This is a genomic window from Pseudomonas sp. GL-RE-26 (assembly GCF_019956275.1).
Taxonomy (GTDB): domain Bacteria; phylum Pseudomonadota; class Gammaproteobacteria; order Pseudomonadales; family Pseudomonadaceae; genus Aquipseudomonas; species Aquipseudomonas grandcourensis.
In genome coordinates, this window is sequence record NZ_JAHBDI010000046.1 from 1 (window position 1) to 20,312 (window position 20,312).

Consider the following 20,312-nt stretch of genomic DNA (forward strand, 5'->3'; position numbering starts at 1 on the left):
TCGACCGCGACACCTGGCCCGCCGGCCGCGAAAGCAAATGGCTGCGCCAGGCCCGCGCCTACGCCGGCGACACCTACGGCCTGCACCTGCCGCTGATCGCCGGCACCGAAGTGGCCATCGCCTTCGAGCAGGGCGACCCGGACCGCCCCTACATCGCCCACGCCCTGCACGACGACCAGCACCCGGACCTGGTGACCCAGCGCAACGACCACCGCAACGTGCTGCGCACGCCGGCCAACAACAAGTTGCGCCTGGACGACACGCGGGGGCAGGAGCACGTCAAGCTCAGTACCGAGTATGGCGGCAAGAGCCAGTTGAATCTGGGGCATCTGGTGGATGGCCAGCGCAAGAAGCGCGGGGAAGGGTTTGAGCTGCGCACCGATGATTGGGGCGTCATAAGAGGCGGCAAAGGCGTCTTCATCAGTGCCGATGCGCAGGCCAAGGCGCAGGGGCCGGTGCTGGATATGGCGCGTGCATCCAACCTTATCGAAGGGGCGAAACAGCAAATTGCCGACTGGCAAACCATCGCCCAGGCCCACCACAGCCGTCAGCCGGGTATCGAGGGTCTGCAGCAATTGCAAGCCGACACACAAGGTCTCAAAGCCCCGGCGATTCTACTCAGCGCGCCTAACGGCATCAGCGCAGTGACACCCGCCAGTGCGCTGTTGAAAAGCGGTGATTCGTTTTATCTGCAAAGCAACAACGAGATCAATCTGGCCGCTGCTCAACGCTTGTCTGCCCACGCCAATCAAGGCATTTCCCTGCTGGCCCAGCAGGAAGGCATGCGCCTGGTGTCAGGCAAGGGACCGCTGGAAATCGAATCCCACGGCGACCTGATGAACCTGATTACCCAACAGGACATCACCGTGCAATCGGTGCAGGGCCATCTGCAACTGACGGCCAGAAATGGCATCACCCTGGGCTCCGGCGAAGGCTGTATCCGGATTACCCCGCAGGGCAGGATCCAATTCCTCAGTCCAGAGGTGATCGACTTCTACGGGCGATGCATTTTCAGTCCGCCTGTCGGCGAAGCGTTTCCTTTGCCTGAACTGCCAGGCTCGGTGTGCAAGGAGTGCCTGAAGAAGGCTCAGGCGAGTGCTCAGGGTTTCGTTCTCAGGGAGGCACGAGGATGACGGTTGTTGCTCACACAAAATGGCTGGAACTGCTGGAAGTCTCCTGCGCTAAGGCCTCCATCAGCTGCCTGGACGTCATCATCGACCAGGCAGGCAGCGCCACCCCGTGGCTGCCCAGCGTGCTCAGTGTCGAACCGGCGATCCCATGGCATTCATTGTTCATCGGGTTACCGGAGGCCGGTGCCGACGAACTGGCTCCGCTGCTGGTGCGCATCGACCTGGCGCAGCCCCTGCAGCGGCAATGGCTGATCGGCTTGATGCAGGCGTTGCATGGAGGTTCACAACTGTTGGTGCTGGCCTCCCATTGGCCTTTCCAGCACTTGGCCGAGTGCCTGGGGCGCTGCCTGGAAGCCGTCAACGGCGGCTACCCGGGACTGCTGCGTTACTACGATCCGCGGGTATTTCCGTTGCTGTTCAGCCACGTGCTTGAACCTGCCCAACAGCAACTCCTGCTGGCCCCGGCGGTGTTCTGGAGCTGGCTCGATCGCGATGGCTCACCGCAGCGCCTCCTGGGGAGCAGCCAACCGCCGGAAAGGCCCGAGTGTTTCAGCCTCATCGAACTCAGTGACGATCAATTGGACATCCTTGGGTGTGTCAGCGATGCCACTTTGGTCGTGAAACGACTGAGGGATGCCTTTCCTTTGGAGTGGGGCGCCGAACGTCGTTTCCGCGCTTGCTACGTGGCCATGATCGAGGCAACTGAAGCCGGGTTGCTATCTGAGTCTCAGCGAGAAGCCTTTGTTCTTGAAAAGGTGCGAACCACAGGAGTGGAGTCACCGTGGAAACCCGCGAAATGAAGCCTATGCCTAAATCATCAGTCGCTAGTCATTGGGGGACAACCTTTTGCGTTCTGATCGGTGCTTTGTTTGCTCAAAGCACCCAGGCCAGCACGCTCGAAGCCATCAATCACACCCATTGGGCCATCAACCAGTTCAGCGTTAATGGCCGCTCGGGTCTGGATGCCATTGGTCCGTACCAAGGCGGGGGTGGGGGATGTTGTTACATCGCGCCTTCGCGTTGGCAGCCGGGGATGACAGTACGGGTCGACTGGGAAACAGGAGCTGGTAGCACGGCGGGGTACCCCGGCTTTGGTGATTGGCCCAAGTATCTGGCTTGGGTTGACAAAATCGAGGCTCAGAAACGTCGGCACAGCAAGAAGGTTCCTGTTCCCGACTACACCGGCCAGAAAGTCTGCGGCCTCACCGTGCACTTCCTGCCCTGCGATGAGCTGCAGGTCACCACCTCCTGCTACGCCTACGGCAGCCCCGAGTACCCGATCAAGACCCCGCTGCAATTGCCGGAGCCCTCGTCATGTCCGAAGTGAAACACGCCCCCGTTTGGTACCCGCCGCAGTTCCCGTTGCAGGGCCGCTTGCCAACCCGGGCCGCGCAGGTTCATCAGAATCAGCATCGCCAGAACAGTCAGGAGCATGACTACCACGACGCCTTGAGCATCGCGGCCGGTCGCCGGGTGTTGCCACCCTGCTGCAAGACCGTGCACATCAGCCTGTTTTTCGACGGCACCGGCAATAACCTCAACAACGACCTGTACCTGTCCAATCCCAAACATCCGACCAACGTCGCTCGCCTGTTCCGCGCCAGCATTGGCGACGGCCATGCCGGCGGCACCACCCACGGCTCCAGCATCGCCCGCGGCCTGACCGACGCACCAGGCACCGGCAATGGCCAGTTTTTCAAGTACTACATGCCCGGCGTCGGCACGCCCTTTACCGAAGTCGGTGATCTGGACTACTACTGGATGGGCCTGGCGCTCGCCAGCTATGGCGAGGAACGCATCAACTGGGCGCTGATGATGATCCTCGACGCCCTGCGCCGTACGCTGGGTCAGCCGCGGCTGGACAACACCAGTTTGCTGGCGGCGGTCCAGGCCATGGGCAGCCTGCCGGGGCTGGAGTGGGCGACCGGTTCCGGCAACCGCCTTCGTGAGTTTTACAAACAGTTCTCCGCCCTGACTCGGCCGTTGCGTATCGCCCTGCAGCAGCACCAGCCCGGGCAGGTCAAGCTGCTGGGGCTCAAGCTTTATGTGTACGGATTTTCCCGCGGTGCCGCGGCGGCGCGAGCGTTTGTCAGTGCGCTGAACCAACTGTTGGCCCGGGCTACGCAGAGCCTGAGACTGCTCGACCTGCACTTGCCGGTGAGCGTGGAATACCTCGGACTGTTGGACACCGTGGCCTCGGTGGGGCTTGCCGATATCGTCCCGGGGGCGAACGGCCATATGAGCTGGGCCGATGGCAATCAGCAGTTGCCCGCCAACCTGGTCAAGCGCTGTTTGCACCTGGTGGCCAGTCATGAGCAGCGATTGTGTTTTCCGTTGGAGTCGATTCGCCGTGCGCAGGGGGGCTACCCGGCCAACAGTGTTGAAGTGATCTACCCGGGGGTGCATTCGGATCAGGGTGGAGGGTATCCGCCTGGAGATCAGGGGAAGGCGATTGGAAGAGATGACCGTCTGCTGCTGTCCCAGATTGCCTTGCATGATCTGTATGCCGACGCCTTTGCCCATGGCGCCCCGCTGAAAGTACCCAAAGCGGCCTTGTCGGCTTCAATGAGCCGTGAATATTGGCGAGTGATGGATCTGGAGGCAGAGGCCGAATTCGCTATTACGCCAACTCTAGTCAACCGCTTCAACGCCTGGCGACAAGTGACTCTGGGCCTCGAGCCCGCACTGCCCCCGCTTACCCTCCAACAAATCGAACACTACGAACCACTCCTCGCCAGCGACAGCCTGGAGCAGGCCCTGCAAGCCCAGTTGGGGTGGATCACCGCCTGGCGCATCGACCGCTATGGCTTCGCCAGCCTGATCGACACCGACTTCTACCGCGAGGCCAGCGACAAAGAAGCCGACCCGCAAGTGCGCAAGGACTCCGAGAACAATCGCGACGCCGAGCAGAAAAAAGTCGAGGACCGGCGCAAGCTACAACACAGCCGCGAACGCCGGGAGGATGTAGCAAAAACGCCGTTTGAACCCGGGGTCAAGGACTTCGATGCCGACATGGCGCAAACCCAGTTGCGCGAAGCCGCCGAGGAGTTCGCCGCAGCCTACCGGAGCCCCGGATCGCTGCGCACCATCGCCCGGCGCGTGGCCCTGCTGAGGCTCGGTCAGCAACCCTATCAGGCCTATGAAGTTATTCTTGCCGAGCATCAGCGCATGAAGGCTGCGGGGCGAGCCTTGGTCAGCCGGTTGTTCCCGGCCCCCAGCGACTGGGGCAACCACCGCGACGAACATACCCGCGGGCATGTGGCTGAACACCTCAACGCCGCGCAGCCCGAGGGCCTGCTACGCGCCCTGTTCGACGATCAGGTCCACGACTCCCGGGCCTGGTTTCTCTATTCGCTTGGACGTGAGCCCTGGGGCCACTATTTCCAGGAACGCATGGTGTTCTTCGGTGACCTCGGCCGTCGGGATCTGGCGCTGTATGGAGAAGAGGGTGCCGTTCAACTGGCGGGGGGCAAGACCGTACCCGCGTCCGAGTCCGTTCGTTCAACGCCACCGGTGATGGACGCCGAGCGCCTCGCTGAAGTTCATCGTGCCATCGACGCGATCTGGGATGCCTATGACGCCAATGGTGGGGAGGTGAACGATGCGCTGGTCTGAATTGATTCGTCGCTGCCCCGCACTAGCACTCGGCTCAATGCTCACGGGGCGCCCGCTGCTCGGCGCCCTGTGCGGACTCGCCGTAATGGTGCTGACAGAAAACGTCCATGCCAGCACCCTCGAAGGCATCAACCACACCCATTGGGCTATCAATCATTTCAGCGTCAATGGCCGTTCTGGCCTGGACATCATCGGTCCCTACCAAGGCGGAGGGGGGGGTGTTGTTACATCGCCCCTTCGCGCTGGCAGCCGGGGATGACCGTGCGGGTCGAGTGGGAAACTGGAGCGAGTGGGGTGAGTGACCTCGCAGATGAATTTCCTGGGTTTGCCAATGAAGCCAAATACGACGCATGGCTTGACAAAGTGGAGGCGCAGAAGCGTCGGCACAGCAAAGAAGTAGCCGTTCCCGACTACACCGGCCAGAAAGTCTGCGGCCTCACCGTGCACTTCCTGCCCTGCGATGAGCTGCAGGTCACCACCTCCTGCTACGCCTACGGCAGCCCCGAGTACCCGATCAAGACCCCGCTGCAATTGCCGGAGCCCTCGTCATGTCCGAAGTGAAACACGCCCCCGTTTGGTACCCGCCGCAGTTCCCGTTGCAGGGCCGCTTGCCAACCCGGGCCGCGCAGGTTCATCAGAATCAGCATCGCCAGAACAGTCAGGAGCATGACTACCACGACGCCTTGAGCATCGCGGCCGGTCGCCGGGTGTTGCCACCCTGCTGCAAGACCGTGCACATCAGCCTGTTTTTCGACGGCACCGGCAATAACCTCAACAACGACCTGTACCTGTCCAATCCCAAACATCCGACCAACGTCGCTCGCCTGTTCCGCGCCAGCATTGGCGACGGCCATGCCGGCGGCACCACCCACGGCTCCAGCATCGCCCGCGGCCTGACCGACGCACCAGGCACCGGCAATGGCCAGTTTTTCAAGTACTACATGCCCGGCGTCGGCACGCCCTTTACCGAAGTCGGTGATCTGGACTACTACTGGATGGGCCTGGCGCTCGCCAGCTATGGCGAGGAACGCATCAACTGGGCGCTGATGATGATCCTCGACGCCCTGCGCCGTACGCTGGGTCAGCCGCGGCTGGACAACACCAGTTTGCTGGCGGCGGTCCAGGCCATGGGCAGCCTGCCTGGGCTGGAGTGGGCGACCGGTTCCGGCAACCGCCTTCGTGAGTTTTACAAACAGTTCTCCGCCCTGACCCGGCCGTTGCGCATCGCCCTGCAGCAGCACCAGCCCGGGCAGGTCAAGCTGCTGGGGCTCAAGCTTTATGTGTACGGATTTTCCCGCGGTGCGACGGCGGCGCGAGCGTTTGTCAGTGCGCTGAACCAACTGTTGGCCCGGGCCACGCAGAGCCTGAGACTGCTCGACCTGCACTTGCCGGTGAGCGTGGAGTACCTCGGGCTGTTGGACACCGTGGCCTCGGTGGGTCTTGCCGATATCATCCCGGGGGCGAACGGGCATATGAGCTGGGCCGATGGCAATCAGCAGTTGCCCGCCAACCTGGTCAAGCGTTGTTTGCACTTGGTGGCCAGTCATGAGCAGCGGTTGTGTTTTCCGTTGGAGTCGATTCGCCGTGCGCAGGGGGGCTACCCGGCCAACAGTGTTGAAGTGATCTACCCGGGGGTGCATTCGGATCAGGGTGGGGGGTATCCGCCAGGGGATCAGGGGAAGGCGATTGGAAGAGATGACCGTCTGCTGCTGTCCCAGATTGCCTTGCATGATCTGTATGCCGATGCTTTTAGCCATGGCGCCCCCTTAAAAGTGCCACCACCTTCCTTGCCAGTACAGATGAGCCATGAGCGTTGGCGATCAATGGAGTCTGATGTTGAGGTAGAGTTCGGTGTATCTCCACATCTTGTGACTCGCTTCAACGCTTGGCGACAAGTGACTCTGGGCCTCGAGCCCGCACTGGCCCCGCTTACCCTCCAACAAATCGAACACTACGAACCACTCCTCGCCAGCGACAGCCTGGAGCAGGCCCTGCAAGCCCAATTGGGCTGGATCACCGCCTGGCGCATCGACCGCTATGGGTTCGGCAGCCTGATCGGCACCGACTTCTACCGCGAGGCCAGCGACAAAGAAGCCGACCCGCAAGAGCGCAAGGACGCCGAGGACAAGCGCGACGCCAAGCAGAAAGAAGTCGAAGACCGGCGCAAGCTACAACACAACCGCGAACGCCGGGAGGATGTAGCAAAAACGCCGTTTGAACCCGGGGTCAAGGACTTCGATGCCGACATGGCGAAAACCCAGTTGCGCGAAGCCGCCGAGGAGTTCGCCGCGGCATACCGGAGCCCCGGATCGCCGCGCACCATCGCCCGGCGCGTGGTCCTGCTGGCGCTGGGTCAGCAACCCTATCAGGCCTATGAAGTTATTCTTGCCGAGCATCAGCGCATGAAGGCTGCGGGGCGAGCCTTGGTCAGCCGGTTGTTCCCGGCCCCCAGCGACTGGGGCAACCACCGCGACGAACATACCCGCGGGCATGTGGCTGAACACCTCAACGCCGCGCAGCCCGAGGGCCTGCTACGCGCCCTGTTCGACGATCAGGTCCACGACTCCCGGGCCTGGTTTCTCTATTCGCTTGGACGTGAGCCCTGGGGCCACTATTTCCAGGAACGCATGGTGTTCTTCGGTGACCTCGGCCGTCGGGATCTGGCGCTGTATGGAGAAGAGGGTGCCGTTCAACTGGCGGCAGGCAAGACCGTTCCCACGTCCGAGTCTGTTCGTTCAACGCCACCGGTGATGGATGCCGAACGCCTCGCTGATGTCCATCGCGCCATCGACGCGATCTGGGATGCCTATGACGCCAATGGTGGGGAGGTGAACGATGCGCTGGTCTGAATTGATTCGTCGCTGCCCCGCACTAGCACCCGGCTCAATGCTCACGGGGCGCTCGCTGCTCGGCGCCCTGTGCGGACTCGCCGTAATGGTGCTGACAGAAAACGTCCATGCCAGCACCCTCGAAGGCATCAACCACACCCATTGGGCTATCAATCATTTCAGCGTCAATGGCCGTTCGGGCCTGGACATTATCGGTCCCTACCAAGGGGGAGGGGGAGGGTGTTGTTACATCGCGCCTTCTCGCTGGCAGCCGGGGATGACAGTGAGGATCGATTGGGAAACGGGCGTTGCCTATTCGTATGACAATCCTGGTCTCTCCGATGAGGCCAAGTACGACGCATGGCTTGACAAAATCGTTGCACAAAAACGCCAACACACCCAAGTAGTCCCCATCCCCGACTACACCGGTCAAAAAGTCTGCGGCCTCACCGTGCACTTCCTGCCCTGCGATGAGCTGCAGGTCACCACCTCCTGCTACGCCTACGGCAGCCCCGAATACCCGATCAAGACCCCGCTGCGATTGCCGGAGCCCCAGACATGCCCAAAATAATCTGCGCCGAATGGCCGGAGGCAAGCCAATGAACGCTTTGATTGATCGGTGCATTGATAGCTGCACCCAAGTCAGTTCCATACCCCATAGCCAGGTACTCAAATGAAGCCAGCCCCCAAATTCAACCCCTATCCGGAGCCGCGCGAAGCCCGTTATTTGCGCTGGTTTGCCGTTGGTGCTGCACTGCTTGTACTGACACGGCTTATATGGATAGAGGCTGTCGACCTGCCGATGAACCTACCCAGGTTTTTACAGTTTATTCTTTTTGGAGCTCTGTCGGCACTATGGCTACTGGCATTTCTAGTACGCATACTTGTCTACTGCCTCGATTGGCATAGCGCGCGATACTATGAAAAAAACGCGAATCAGGTACAGCAAGGCTGGTGGGAACACCATCGCCAGAAGGTAGCGCTGATCGACACGGTATTGGTGGGGCCAGCCTGTACCAATCCGCTCCAAAGACAAGCCCTGTTCAGTGCGGACCACCGTCCCCCCACGCCTCAAAGTACGCCAGGCGGAGCAACGCTCAAACTGCTTCAGGTCTTCGGCGATGATCTCGTCGAGCGCGAGCGTCAACTGGCGAAGCTGCTGGTTCTACAGTGGCAGGCGCAGCGGCCTGACCCTTGCGGGTTACAACCACTGGCATGCTACTGGCAAGGCTCCCTGTCCGCCTGGCGAGCCTTCGCCGAGCAGATGACGAAGTCCTTTCCCCAGATTGAATTGCCCGAGAAGCCCGAGTCCTGGGAGGGCATCTTCAGTCTCGATTCGATCATCGACCGACTGCATGGCGCCCCCGCGGATGCGCGGATTCTCTGTGCCGGCTGCCAATCCTGGTCGCCCGGACAAGGCAGTCATTTGCCGGCGGGAGAGGCCGCGCTGCTGTGGCTGCTCGGTCCCCAAGGTGGAGTCGGTTTCACTCGCGGCGAATGGTTCGATGCGGACACCGAACAGCTCCCGACGGTGGCAGAGCGCGCGCTGCAACAGAGCAAATTAACCTCACCTCCGTCTGTTTGTGTCTCGTTCTCCCAGGCCGATGCGCCCCTTGACTGGAACACCGGGCAGCACCTGCTAGACGCCAACTTTGGTGCCTTGGGCGGTCTGGAAGGCATGGTCGTTCAAACCCTGGCTGCCACCTGCTGCGAATTGCAGCGAGTGCCCTGTGCCTGGGTGGCAAGCGATCCTAATTACACATTTGTGCTTGGAGTTATGGAACCCGATGACTCAACAATCTGAATCCCTGAAAGTCTCTGCCTGGCGTACGACCTTATTGCTGGCTGTGTTCCTGGCGGTGCTGATCGCCGCAGGGGTTGCGGTCTGGTGGTTGTGGATGGAGCCAGGGCCTGTCACTCGTGCCTGGATGCTGGATGTATTGCTCAAGGCCGCATTGTTTTGGGCGTTGTTGTTCATCATGGCGCTGTTGACCTGGCAGACGATGCTTAACGGTATGCGCCAGCTGATAATCGGGCCATGGCTGCCGGCTTCGCAGCCCGTGAAAAACGATTCCGGTAAAGACAAACCGGCCATGGATGAGGCGTTACGCGAAAGTCATGGTCGTTTCTGGCGCCACAAGATCCGCTTGCTGCTCATCGTTGGAGAGCCCGAGCAGATCAAGGCCATCGCCCCCGGCCTGACTGAGGACCACTGGCTGGAAGACGAGGGCATCGTACTGATCTGGGGCGGCAGTGTGCAGAAGGAACTGGACGACTCGGTGCTCGAGCACTGTTGCCGCCTGACCCGCTGGCGTGCCCTCGACGGGGTGGTCTGGGCGCTGGATACCGCTCAATGCGCCGACAGTAAAGTCATGGGCAGCGGCGCGCGGCACCTGCAAGCATTGGCGCGCACGCTGGGTTGGTCGTTGCCGCTGCACCTTTGGCAGGTCCGCGCCAGTCACTGGGTGCAGGACAAGCGTCCGAGTCAGGCGGTGGGTTGCGCGCTGCCGTCACGCCTCACCGCAGCAGACCTCGAAACGTCGCTGTACGGTCTGCTCGGCCCCATGCGCCAAGAGGGTTGGGCGCAGATGAACAAGGCCATGGCGCATGACTTCCTGGTGCGTCTGGCGCGGGACCTGGAGGTTGAAGGTGTGGTTCGTTGGCGCCAGACATTGACGCCTTGGTTCGGCGGCTCCCGTCAAAGCGTGCCGTTGCGCGGTCTGTGGTTCAGCCTGCCGTTGTCCGCTACGACGCAAGACGAAAACGAGCACTTCTGGCCCATGGACCCGGCCTGGCAAGGCGTGCTCGGCGAACCCAAACAACCAAGCCGCCGTCTGGGCTGGAGCGCCCCGCGCGTCGCTTATGGCTTGGCGTTGACCGTAGCCCTGCTGTGGGGCGCCGGCCTGCTGCTGTCGTTCCTCAGCAATCGCGTGCAGATCAACCATCTACAAACGTCGCTGACGACGCTGCAGCAAGCCACCCCCGGCGACGCCCAACTGAGCGCGCTCAACGAACTGACTCGCGAACTGGGCCGCCTGGATTACCGCGCCACCCACGGCACGCCGTGGTACCAGCGTTTCGGCCTGAACCAGAACGACGCACTGCTGGCCACGCTATGGCCGCGTTACGTCGAGGCCAACCAGCGCCTGTTGCGCGACCCGGCGGCGGCCACCCTCAAGGCCCAGCTCAACGCCCTGGTCAAGCTGCCACCGGACAGCCCCGAGCGTGCCAAGCGCGCGCAATCTGCCTACACGCAACTCAAGGCCTACCTGATGCTGGCCCGCCCGGAAAAAACAGATCCTGCCTTTCTTGCTCAAGCCCTGGTGGACACCGAGCCGCAAAACGCCGACTTTTCCCCTGGACTCTGGCACGCCCTGGCACCGAGCTTGTGGCAGTTCTACGCCGAACAACTGGCCGCCCACCCAAACTGGCGCATCAATGCCGACCCCAAGCTGGTCGCCCAAGTCCGCCAGGTGCTGATCGGCCAGCTGGGCCAGCGCAACGGCGAAGCCAGCCTGTACCAATCCGTGCTCGACAACGCCGCCAATCACGCGCCGGTGCTGAGCCTGGCGCAGATGGTCGGCGACACCGAGGCATCGACGCTGTTTGCCACTTCGGCCGAGGTGCCGGGGGTGTTCACCCGCCAAGCCTGGGAAGGCCAGGTGCGCCCGGCCATCGACGCCATCGCCGAGGCACGCCGTGAAGAAATCGACTGGGTGCTCAGCGACAACCCGGCGCGTCTCGCCGCCGACCTGAGCCCGGAACAACTCAAGCAACGCCTGACCGAACGCTACTTCCAGGACTACGCCCACGCCTGGCTGGACTTCCTCAACCAACTGCGCTGGCAACCGGTGGACAGCCTTGGCGAGGTGATCGACCAGTTGGCGCTGATGAGCGATGTGCGCCAGTCGCCGCTGATCGCCCTGATGAACACCCTGGCCTATCAGGGCCAGGCCGGCACCCGCCGCCAGGCGCTGGCCGATTCGTTGGTGCAGTCGGCGCAGCAGTTGCTTGGCCAGGAAAAAGCGCCGCTGATTGACCAGTCGATGCCCGCCAGTAGCAGCCCACTGGACGCCACCTTTGGCCCGCTGTTGACCTTGCTGGGCAAAGACGTCGACAACCAGAACGACACCGAACGCCTGAGCCTGCAAGCCTTCCTCAACCGCGTCACCCGGGTGCGCCTGAAGCTGCAGCAAGTGAGCAATGCACCCAATCCCCAGGCGATGACCCAGGCCCTGGCGCAATCAGTTTTCCAAGGCCACAGCGTCGACCTCACCGACACCCAGGCCTACGGCAGCCTGCTCGCCGCCAGCCTCGGTGCCGAGTGGGATGGCATCGGCCAGACGCTGTTCGTGCAGCCGCTGGAGCAGGCCTGGCAACGGGTGCTGCAACCTTCGGTGGCCGGCCTCAACAGCCAGTGGCAGCGGGCGATCGTGCGCGACTGGCAGGGCGCGTTTGCCGGGCGCTACCCCTTTGCTGCCACCGGCAGTGACGCCTCGCTGCCGATGCTCGGGCAGATGATCCGCGCCGACGCCGGGCGCATCGACCAGTTCCTCCAGCAGCAATTGGGCGGTGTGCTGCGCAAGGAAGGCAGCCGCTGGGTGGCCGACGCGCGGCACAGCCAGGGTCTGCACTTCAACCCGAAGTTCCTCGCGGCGATCAACCAGCTCAGCCACCTCGCCGACGTGCTCTACACCGACGGCGGCATGGGCCTGAGCTTCGAGCTGCGCGGCAAGCCGGTGCGTGACGTGGTGCAGACCACTTTCATCCTCAACGGCGAAAAGCATGAGTACTTTAACCAGAAGGAACGCTGGCAGCGCTTCAGCTGGCCGGGCTTCAGCCAGCATCCGGGCACGCGTTTGCTGTGGATCAGCGTGCTGGCCAATGAACGCCTTTACGGCGATTACGAAGGCACCTGGGGCCTGATCCGCCTGCTCGAACAGGCAAAAATCACCGCCCTGAACGACACCGACAGCCAGTACCGCGTGCAGCTTCGGGCCCCCGACGGCCTCGACCTGACCTGGCACCTGCGCACTGAACTGGGCGCAGGGCCGCTGACGTTGCTCAAGTTGCGCGGCTTTGAATTGCCGGCGCAGATTTTTCTCGGCGAAGGCACTCAAGCGCAGCCTTATGCGCAGAATGGAAGTTACCCATGAGCCTGCTCAAACTGATCACCCGTTGCCTCGGCGAACGTGACCCGCTGGCCCTTGCCCGTACCCAGGCCGACTGCTGGCAATCCTGGTTGCAGCCCATCAGTGCGCAGTCGCCGGTCGGTGAAGACCCGGGTTACGACGATGACTTCCAGCGCATGCGTGAAGAGGTCAACAAGCTCTCCGGCGCGAACGTCGACGAGGTGATTCAGCTGGCGGAGAAGTTGCTCGGCCAGCGCTGCAAGGATCTGCGCGTCGCCACTTACTACCTGTGGGCACGCCTGCAGAAGGACGGTGAGACGGGGTTGGCCGATGGCCTTGGTTTATTGGCGGCGCTGGTTGAACGGTACGCCGGCGATGTGCTTCCCGTGCGGGCCAACAGCCGCAAGATGGCCCTGGAGTGGTTGACCGGCGCCAAGGTGCTGGACAGCCTGTCGCTGTACCCGGAGGTGGTCAAGGCCGAGGCGGAACGCACGGTGGCGGCGCTGGCCTGGCTTGAACATGGGCTGCAAGCCTGGCCCGAGGATCAGCGGCCGCAGCTGGATGCGTTGCATGGGGCGTTGTCGGCGCGCCTGGCGCAGTCCGGCGGGGTCGAAGCCGTAGTGCCCCAGCACAGCGCCAGTCACGAGTCCGTCAGCCAGGCCAGCCCTCCGGGCAGCCTGGCCATCAAGTCCGGGCGCGACCTGCTGGACAGCGGCCGGACCTTGGCCGGTTACCTGCGCGACCAGCCACAAGGCTGGCTGGCGGCGCACCGCCTGATGAAAAGCCTGCGCTGGGACACCTTGCACGAGCCGCCCCTGCAGGACGCCAGCGGCACCACGCGCCTGGCGCCGCCCCGGGGCGAATCCCGGGCGCAACTAAAGCGCCTGTATCAGCAGCAGAACTGGAGCGAATTGCTCGATCAGGTCGAGCGCACGTTCGCCGAGGGGGTCAACCATTTCTGGCTGGACCTGCAGTGGTACCTGGTCCAGGCCCTGAGCAAACTACCGGCGCCTCACGACGGCTGGGCCGACATCGTCAAGCGCGACCTGGGTATGTTCCTCGAGCGGCTGCCGGGCCTGGAGGCGCTGGGGTGGAACGACGGTACACCGTTCGCCGACGAGACCACCCGTGAATGGATCGCTCAGCACGTAAGCGCGCAACAGTCGCGCCAGCTCCTGCCCGCAGCGGCCCCGGCAGCGGTCATGGCCGATGGCGAGATTCTGTCCCTGGAAAGCGAGGCGCTGGCCCAGGCCGACAGCGACGGCGTCGAACATGCACTGGCCTGGCTGGCCGCGCGCCCGGACATTCACAGCGGTCGCCAGCGCTGGCTGCTGCGCCTGCTGATGGCGCGGGTGGCCGAGCAATGTGGCAAGAACGACCTGGCCCTGCACCTGCTCGGTGAACTGGATGCCACGGCCGAGCGCCAGGCCTTGGCGGACTGGGAGCCGGAATTGAATTTCGAGGTCAAGGCCCGCCTGCTCAAGCTGACCCGCCTGAAAGCGCAGCGCAACGATGCCGACAAGCCGGCCCTGGCCAGGCGCATGGAGACGTTGCTGGCGGCGCTGGTTGCCATCGATCCGGTACGCGCCGTCGTACTGTGCGGTTGAACCCCATTTATCAGGATTATTTACAGCATGGACAATCTGACACTGCGTTATTACGACGCCGAGATGCGCTACCTGCGCGAAGCCGGGCAGGAGTTTGCGCAAGCGTTTCCCGACCGCGCGGCGCAGTTGAACCTGGACAAACCCGGCGCCCGCGATCCCTATGTGGAGCGTCTGTTCGAGGGCTTCGCTTTCTTGATGGGGCGCCTGCGCGAAAAGCTCGACGACGACTTGCCGGAGTTGACCGAAGGCCTGGTCAGCCTGTTGTGGCCCCATTACCTGCGCACCATTCCCTCGCTGTCGATCGTCGAGTTCCAGGTGGAACTGGCACAGCTCAGGCGCAGCGAGCTGATCGCCGCCGGCCAGGAGGTGCTCTCGCAACCCATCGGGCCGCAGCGTACCGTATGCCGTTACACCACCACCCAGGACCTGCGGCTGCAACCCATCGAATTGCAATCCTTGCGCCTGGCCCATGAGCCCGACGGCCGCTCGCTGCTGCGCCTGCGGTTTGCCTGCGCAACGGCGATCGACTGGAGCCAGATCGACCTCAGCCGCGTGCCGATGTACCTGAACGCCGATGCCCCTCTGGCCAGCGCGCTGCATCAGGCCCTGACCCTGCATGCCCAGGCGTTGTATGTGCGCCTGCCGGGCGAGGCGCAACGAGTTGCACTGGCAGGTCATTTCGCGCCCAAGGGCTTTGCCGACGAGGACCGTTTGTGGCCAAAGGGCGACAGCGCGTTCAGCGGCTATCAGTTGTTGCTGGAATATTTCACCTTCCGCGAGAAGTTCATGTTCGTCACCCTCCATGGCCTGGAGCAGGTGAACATCACTGCGGATATGCCCTGGTTCGAACTGGAGGTGGTCCTGCGCGAGTCGTGGCCGCAGGCATTCAACCTGAGCGCCGAACACCTTCGCCTGCATGCGGTACCGGTGATCAATCTGTTCACCCTGGAAGCCGATCCGATGCCGCTGGATCCATTGCAAACCGACTACCTGTTGCGTCCCATGCGCCTGCAGGACGGTCACACGGAAATTTACTCGGTGGACCGGGTCACCGCATCGAAGAACACCGAGCGTCTGGACTATGTGCCGTTCAGCAGTTTTCGTCACAAGGGCGGAATGTTGCGCGACGAGGCGCCCGAGCGTTACTTCCATACCCGCCTCAAGCGAGGCGCCATTGGCCTGCACGATACCTGGCTGATTCTCGGGGGCGACGGCTTCGATCAGGATCGCTTGCAGGGCAGCCAGAGCCTGTCCCTGCAACTGACCGGGACCCACGGCCTGCTGCCACGCAAGGCGCTGCAAAGCACCCTGCTTGATGGGCTGGTCAACACCGCCTTGAGCGGCTTGCGCGTGCGCAATCTGAGCGCCCCGACCTTGCCGTGCTATCCGCCGAACCGCGATCGTTTCCACTGGCGCGTACTCAGCCACCTGGGCTCCAACTTCCTGCCGATGCTCGATAACGCCGAAGTGCTGCGCGGCACCCTGGCGCTGTACGACTGGACCGGCAGCGAACTGAACCGCCGTCGCCTGGCGGCCATCGTCGAAGTCAGGCACCACCTGGTGCAGCGGTTCGAAAAGGGCTTTCTGCTGCGCGGCGTGGACATCGAAGTGACCCTCGACGCCCATGGTTTTTGCGGCGAGGGCGACATCAGCCTGTTCGGCGAAATGCTCCATCGCTTCTTCGCGCTGTACGCCGACATTCACCTGTTCAACCAGCTCACGCTGATCCTTCAACCTACTGGAAAGTGCCTGCGATGGAACGAGAACCACAGTCAGCGTATTCCCGGCTGAAAGCCTGCGGATTGCTCGAGGTGCTGGAGGGGCGGGTGGCCGAGGCCAGTCTGTATCGGTTCTGCCAGCTGCTGGAGCAAGCCCTGCCAGGCCATCCGCCGCTGGGCAGCACCAGCCATCCGGCGGACGACCCGGTACGGTTTCGCCCGGACCCCGGCATGGGCTTTCCCGCCGGTGAGCTGAAGTACATCGAGATCGATGACCGGCAGCCGCTGCGTCCGGCGACGGTGCGTACGCGGCTGTTGGGCTTGTACGGCGTGGATTCGCCATTGCCGACGGCTTTTGTCGACGACATTGCCCAGCGCCGCGACGGGCATGAGGTGCTTGAGGCGTTTCTGGATATTTTCAACCACCGGATCTTCACCCAGTTCTATCGGATCTGGCGCAAGTATTCCTACCCGGCCACCTTCGAAGCCGGCGGCAGTGATGCGACGTCGCAGTGTCTGCTGGGTCTGGTCGGTCTTGGCATTCCCGGCACGGCCAAGCGCATTGCCACGCCGGTTTCGCGGTTTCTCGCGCTGCTTAGTGTGATGCGCATGCCCACCCGCAACGCCGAGGGCATCACCGCTCTGGTGTCGCTGCTGGCTCCAGAGACCCGGGCCAGGATCACGCCGCACTGGCCACAGAGAATCCCCCTGGCCCATCCGGCGAGTCTGTCCGCGAGTCGTCCGGTCAGCCTGTCCCAGGGCACGCCGCTGGGGAGCAACGGATTCGACGCCAACAGCCAGCTGCACTTGGCGCTGTTCACCAGGGACCGGGACGAAGCACGGGGCTGGTTGCCCGATGGCCAGTTGTATAACGATCTGCTGGTGTTGCTGCGGGTCTACCTGGGCTGGCGCTGCACCGCCAGGCTGCAGTTGTCGCTGCCGGTGCGCAGCTTGCCGCAACCGGTGCTGGGGCGGGCGCCGATCCGCCTGGGCATGACCGGCATGTTGGGTTCGGGCAGTGACACCTGGCAGGGCGCGGAACACGACACCATCACCATCAATCTGGGCCGCTACCAGGGCCTGTCGAAAAACACTCGGAACAGGGAAGCACAGCATGTCGCGTACCGTTGGTAATTCATTGATCCTGACGACGCTGGCGGTAGTGCTCGCCGGCTGTGGTGTCACTCAGACTGTCTCGGAAGGCACGGCATCTGCCACCCGCTCGATTTTCTACAAACAGGTGAAAGACTTGCGCCTGGATTTCAGTGCCCGCACGGCCATCAACACTGATGTTGCGGACATGAATGCGATGTCGGTCCCGACGCTGGTGCGGGTCTATCAACTGAGCGACAGCAAGGCGCTGCAGAGGGCTTCCTACGACAGCCTGCTCGGTGGCGACGAGCAGGCGCTGGCCGGCAATTTGCTCGATACCCGGGCGCTGGTGATCAAGCCTGGCGAGGGCGCGAAACTGGATGTGCCGCTGGACAAGGACGCGCGTTTCGTCACGGTGGTCGCGCTGTTTCGTAACCCCGATGTGCAGATGAATACCTGGCGCCTGACCTTGAACCGCGACGATCTCGACCCGGACCGGGCACGGGTCATCGAGCTGGGGGACAACCAATTGACCCTGCGCGCATTGGCCCGGGACTGACCATGCCTGACCTCAATCCATCGCTTTACGAAACACTGCTGCAGAACTTCGACGGTGACCTGGACCTGTATCAAGTCAATGAAGAGGACCAGCACACGCTGTCGGTACTGGACAACCTGCAACGCATCCTCAACAGCCGGGCCGGAACACTCGCGCACCTGCCCGATTACGGTCTTCCCGACATGGGCCAGATCCTCCAGGGCCTGCCGGGCTCGGCGCACGTGTTGATGAGGGCCATGCAGGACACCCTGAACAAGTACGAACCGCGTCTGGCGACCGTGCACATCGAGTTGCTCGAGCAAGCTTTGCCAGGCCATCTGGACTACAGCCTCGACGTGCTGCTCAAAAGCGGCCGGCAGGTGACCTTCGGTACCACACTGGCAGCGGAGGGCAAAGTCCTGGTGCGCCATCTGAAACGACAGCAATGGCTGTCGAAATCCTGAACTTATAAAGCAACGGAGGCTGACGGTGCTATTTGAAATGCGTATTCGACTGGGCGGTGATCCGCGCGGTTACGGTGAGTTTATTGCGCTGCGCGAAGAGCTGGCGAAGTTGAGTCATCCGGCCTGTCCCGATGTAGATTGGGCGAGAGTGGAGCAGTGGTGCCTGGCACTGTTCGAACACAACGGCGCAGACCTGCAGACGGCCGCCGCGTTTGCCCTGGCGCGCAGCCAGCGGCATGGCGTGGAAGGCATGACCCAGGGGGTGACGCTGATCGAAACCCTGTGCGGCCAGTGGGCGGCCTGTTGGCCACCCATGGCGTCGGTGCGCCTGGATATCCTCGTCTGGCTGTGCGTGCAGTGGCAGGCGTTGTTGCGCAATCTGGCGCCGGGAACACAACACTTCCCCGAGTTGCTTCAACTGGACAGCGGGCTGGCGCGTTTGCAGCAGCGCCTGGAGCTGCAGGCACAAGCGCCGGTGGTGGCCCTGCATGCCTTGCGCCAGCAGATCGAGAGCCTGATCCGGCGCATGCAGCGCAGCAGCGTTGTGGTCGGCACGCTATCGCCGCCTGCAAGGGAGCCGGCGCCGGCTGTGATGATGCCCGTGGTGATATTGCCGCCCAACCCCTTGCCCATGCCTGAAATGCCGCCGGCGAAGCGTCCCCTGGCCCGGTGGCTTTGCGCTGCAGCCGTTGTGACGGGCCTGGTCAGCGGAGCCTGGTGGCTGGGCTCGACCGGCGTCGCCGAGCAACGCCTGGCGCATCTATTGCAGCCGCCACCGACTATTGTCGCGCCGGTGCGCCTGGACAGCCTGTCGTTGTTCGAGGCCGGCAGCGCCGAGCTCAAGCCGGGCTCGACCAAGATCCTGATCAGCGCCCTGGTCGACATCAAGGCCCAGCCCGGCTGGCTGATCGTCATTGGCGGGCATACGGATGGTCGAGGCAGTGCGCAGCACAATCAGCAGCTTTCCCACGCCCGGGCCTCGGCCGTGCGTGACTGGATGCAACGCATGGGTGATATTCCTGACAGTTGCTTTGCGGTGCAGGGGTTTGCCGCCAGCCAGCCTGTCAGCAGTGATGACAGCGAAACCGGGCGTGCGGCGAACCGACGGGTTGAAATCAGCCTGTTGCCACAAGCGGGTGCATGCGGGCAAACGGCGTCAGGGGAGCGCCCCGTGTAGGCGAGGGGGGAGGGAAATACAGGCGTAGCCGCAGTCCGTGCCCGCGGCTACGCCTGCACAGGGGTCAAGCCTTGATCACATATCCATAAGCGCGAATACGCCCCTCATGCTCCTTCAGATAAACCCCCTGCAACTCCGGCGTGAAGCCGGGCAAGCGGTTGATGCCTTCTTCCAGGGCCAGGAAGTACTTGAGCACCGCGCCGCCCCAGATTTCACCTGGCACCACGCACAGAACCCCCGGCGGATAAGGCAACGCGCCCTCGGCGGCAATGCGCCCATCGGCATCCGCCAGCGCCACCAGTTCGACGTTGCCGCGGATGTACTCGATTTGCGCTTGCTGCGGGTTCATGGCCTTTTTCGGGAAGTGTTCCTTGCGGAACATGTCCTTCTGCAACTGCTGCACATTGTGATGGCGGTACAGGTCGTGCATTTCCTGGCAGAGCTGGCGAATGGTGTAGTTGCGATAGCGTTCCTGATGTTGCGCGTAGATCGCCGGCAGCACCCGGCTCATCGGTGCGTCATCGCTGATGAAACGTTCGAAGCGGGCGATCTGCGCGGCCAGGTGGGTCATCTTCGCCCAGTCTTCGGCCGGCGTGAGCAGGAACAGGATCGAGTTGAGGTCGCACTTTTCCGGGACGATGCCGTTCTCGCGCAGGAAGTTGGCCAGGATGCCGGCGTGAATGCCGAAGTCGGTGTAGCTGCCGTCCACCGGGTCGATGCCCGGTGTGGTGAACAGCAACTTGCACGGGTCGATGAAGTACTGCTTCTCGGCGTAGCCGGCAAAGGCGTGCCAGCGGTCCTTGGGATGGAACTCGAAGAAGCGGATGTCGTTGGCGATTTCTTCCGTTGGATAGTCTTCCCAGGCGCGCCCTTCAATGCTGTAGGGCACGAACGGGCGGACCATGGTGCAGGCTTCGAGGATCAACTTGCGCGCCTCGATGCCGAACTTCACGCAGTCTTCCCACAGGCGCAGGCCACTGCGGCCGGAGTGAATGCGCGCATTCACATCCA

At 62.9% G+C, this 20,312-nt stretch carries 14 protein-coding genes and 2 pseudogenes; 15 read left to right on the forward strand and 1 reads right to left on the reverse strand.

Annotated features, from left to right (window positions below; all coding sequences use genetic code 11):
* The 15 genes and pseudogenes from KGB07_RS23345 to KGB07_RS23415 all read left to right on the forward strand — a co-directional run.
* Window positions 1-1,133, forward strand: a 1,133-nt coding sequence (locus tag KGB07_RS23345) for a type VI secretion system Vgr family protein (protein WP_223466656.1), incomplete at its 5' end; no start/stop codon positions are given.
* Window positions 1,130-1,930: a DUF4123 domain-containing protein gene (locus KGB07_RS23350; RefSeq protein WP_223466657.1), complete on the forward strand. Its 801-nt coding sequence runs from the start codon at window positions 1,130-1,132 to the stop codon at window positions 1,928-1,930. The genes KGB07_RS23345 and KGB07_RS23350, both read left to right, overlap by 4 nt.
* 5 nt (window positions 1,931-1,935) lie before the next feature.
* Window positions 1,936-2,457, forward strand: coding sequence for a DUF3304 domain-containing protein (locus KGB07_RS23355; protein ID WP_046042562.1), 522 nt, complete (start codon window positions 1,936-1,938; stop codon window positions 2,455-2,457).
* Window positions 2,445-4,745, forward strand: a complete 2,301-nt coding sequence (locus KGB07_RS23360; protein WP_223466658.1) for a T6SS phospholipase effector Tle1-like catalytic domain-containing protein — start codon at window positions 2,445-2,447, stop codon at window positions 4,743-4,745. Before KGB07_RS23355 ends, KGB07_RS23360 begins: the two co-directional genes overlap by 13 nt.
* Window positions 4,746-4,830: 85 nt before the next feature.
* Window positions 4,831-5,306: pseudogene (locus KGB07_RS23365) on the forward strand (DUF3304 domain-containing protein).
* Window positions 5,294-7,594, forward strand: a complete 2,301-nt coding sequence (locus KGB07_RS23370; RefSeq protein ID WP_223466659.1) for a T6SS phospholipase effector Tle1-like catalytic domain-containing protein — start codon at window positions 5,294-5,296, stop codon at window positions 7,592-7,594. The pseudogene KGB07_RS23365 and the gene KGB07_RS23370 overlap by 13 nt, the downstream one beginning before the upstream one ends.
* Before the next feature lie 85 nt (window positions 7,595-7,679).
* The gene (locus tag KGB07_RS23375) at window positions 7,680-8,144 is read left to right on the forward strand and encodes a DUF3304 domain-containing protein (RefSeq protein ID WP_223466674.1); all 465 of its coding nucleotides are present in this window, start codon (window positions 7,680-7,682) and stop codon (window positions 8,142-8,144) included.
* Between the two features lie 102 nt (window positions 8,145-8,246).
* Window positions 8,247-9,377 carry a hypothetical protein gene (locus tag KGB07_RS23380; RefSeq protein WP_223466660.1) on the forward strand — a complete coding sequence of 377 codons (1,131 nt, stop codon included), beginning with the start codon at window positions 8,247-8,249 and terminating at the stop codon, window positions 9,375-9,377.
* Window positions 9,361-12,729 carry an ImcF-related family protein gene (locus tag KGB07_RS23385; RefSeq protein ID WP_223466661.1) on the forward strand — a complete coding sequence of 1,123 codons (3,369 nt, stop codon included), beginning with the start codon at window positions 9,361-9,363 and terminating at the stop codon, window positions 12,727-12,729. The genes KGB07_RS23380 and KGB07_RS23385 overlap by 17 nt, the downstream gene beginning before the upstream one ends.
* The gene (gene tssA / locus KGB07_RS23390) at window positions 12,726-14,312 is read left to right on the forward strand and encodes a type VI secretion system protein TssA (protein ID WP_223466670.1); all 1,587 of its coding nucleotides are present in this window, start codon (window positions 12,726-12,728) and stop codon (window positions 14,310-14,312) included. The genes KGB07_RS23385 and tssA overlap by 4 nt, the downstream gene beginning before the upstream one ends.
* Window positions 14,313-14,339: 27 nt before the next feature.
* The gene (tssF, locus tag KGB07_RS23395) at window positions 14,340-16,103 is read left to right on the forward strand and encodes a type VI secretion system baseplate subunit TssF (protein WP_223456718.1); all 1,764 of its coding nucleotides are present in this window, start codon (window positions 14,340-14,342) and stop codon (window positions 16,101-16,103) included.
* Entirely contained in the window at window positions 16,067-17,164 is a 1,098-nt protein-coding gene (gene tssG / locus KGB07_RS23400) for a type VI secretion system baseplate subunit TssG (RefSeq protein WP_223466672.1), read from the forward strand. Before tssF ends, tssG begins: the two co-directional genes overlap by 37 nt.
* Complete coding sequence (gene tssJ, locus KGB07_RS23405; RefSeq protein WP_015095550.1) at window positions 17,145-17,681, forward strand: type VI secretion system lipoprotein TssJ; 537 nt, start codon at window positions 17,145-17,147, stop codon at window positions 17,679-17,681. Before tssG ends, tssJ begins: the two co-directional genes overlap by 20 nt.
* A 2-nt stretch (window positions 17,682-17,683) precedes the next feature.
* Window positions 17,684-18,124, forward strand: coding sequence for a type VI secretion system baseplate subunit TssE (gene tssE / locus KGB07_RS23410; protein WP_223456724.1), 441 nt, complete (start codon window positions 17,684-17,686; stop codon window positions 18,122-18,124).
* Window positions 18,125-18,161: 37 nt separating this feature from the next.
* A complete protein-coding gene (locus KGB07_RS23415; protein WP_223456726.1) occupies window positions 18,162-19,301 on the forward strand; it encodes an OmpA family protein in 1,140 nt (379 codons plus the stop codon).
* Window positions 19,302-19,365: 64 nt separating this feature from the next.
* Here the strand turns inward: KGB07_RS23415 and KGB07_RS23420 are convergent.
* Window positions 19,366-20,312, reverse strand: a pseudogene (locus KGB07_RS23420) (ornithine decarboxylase); the annotation flags it as partial.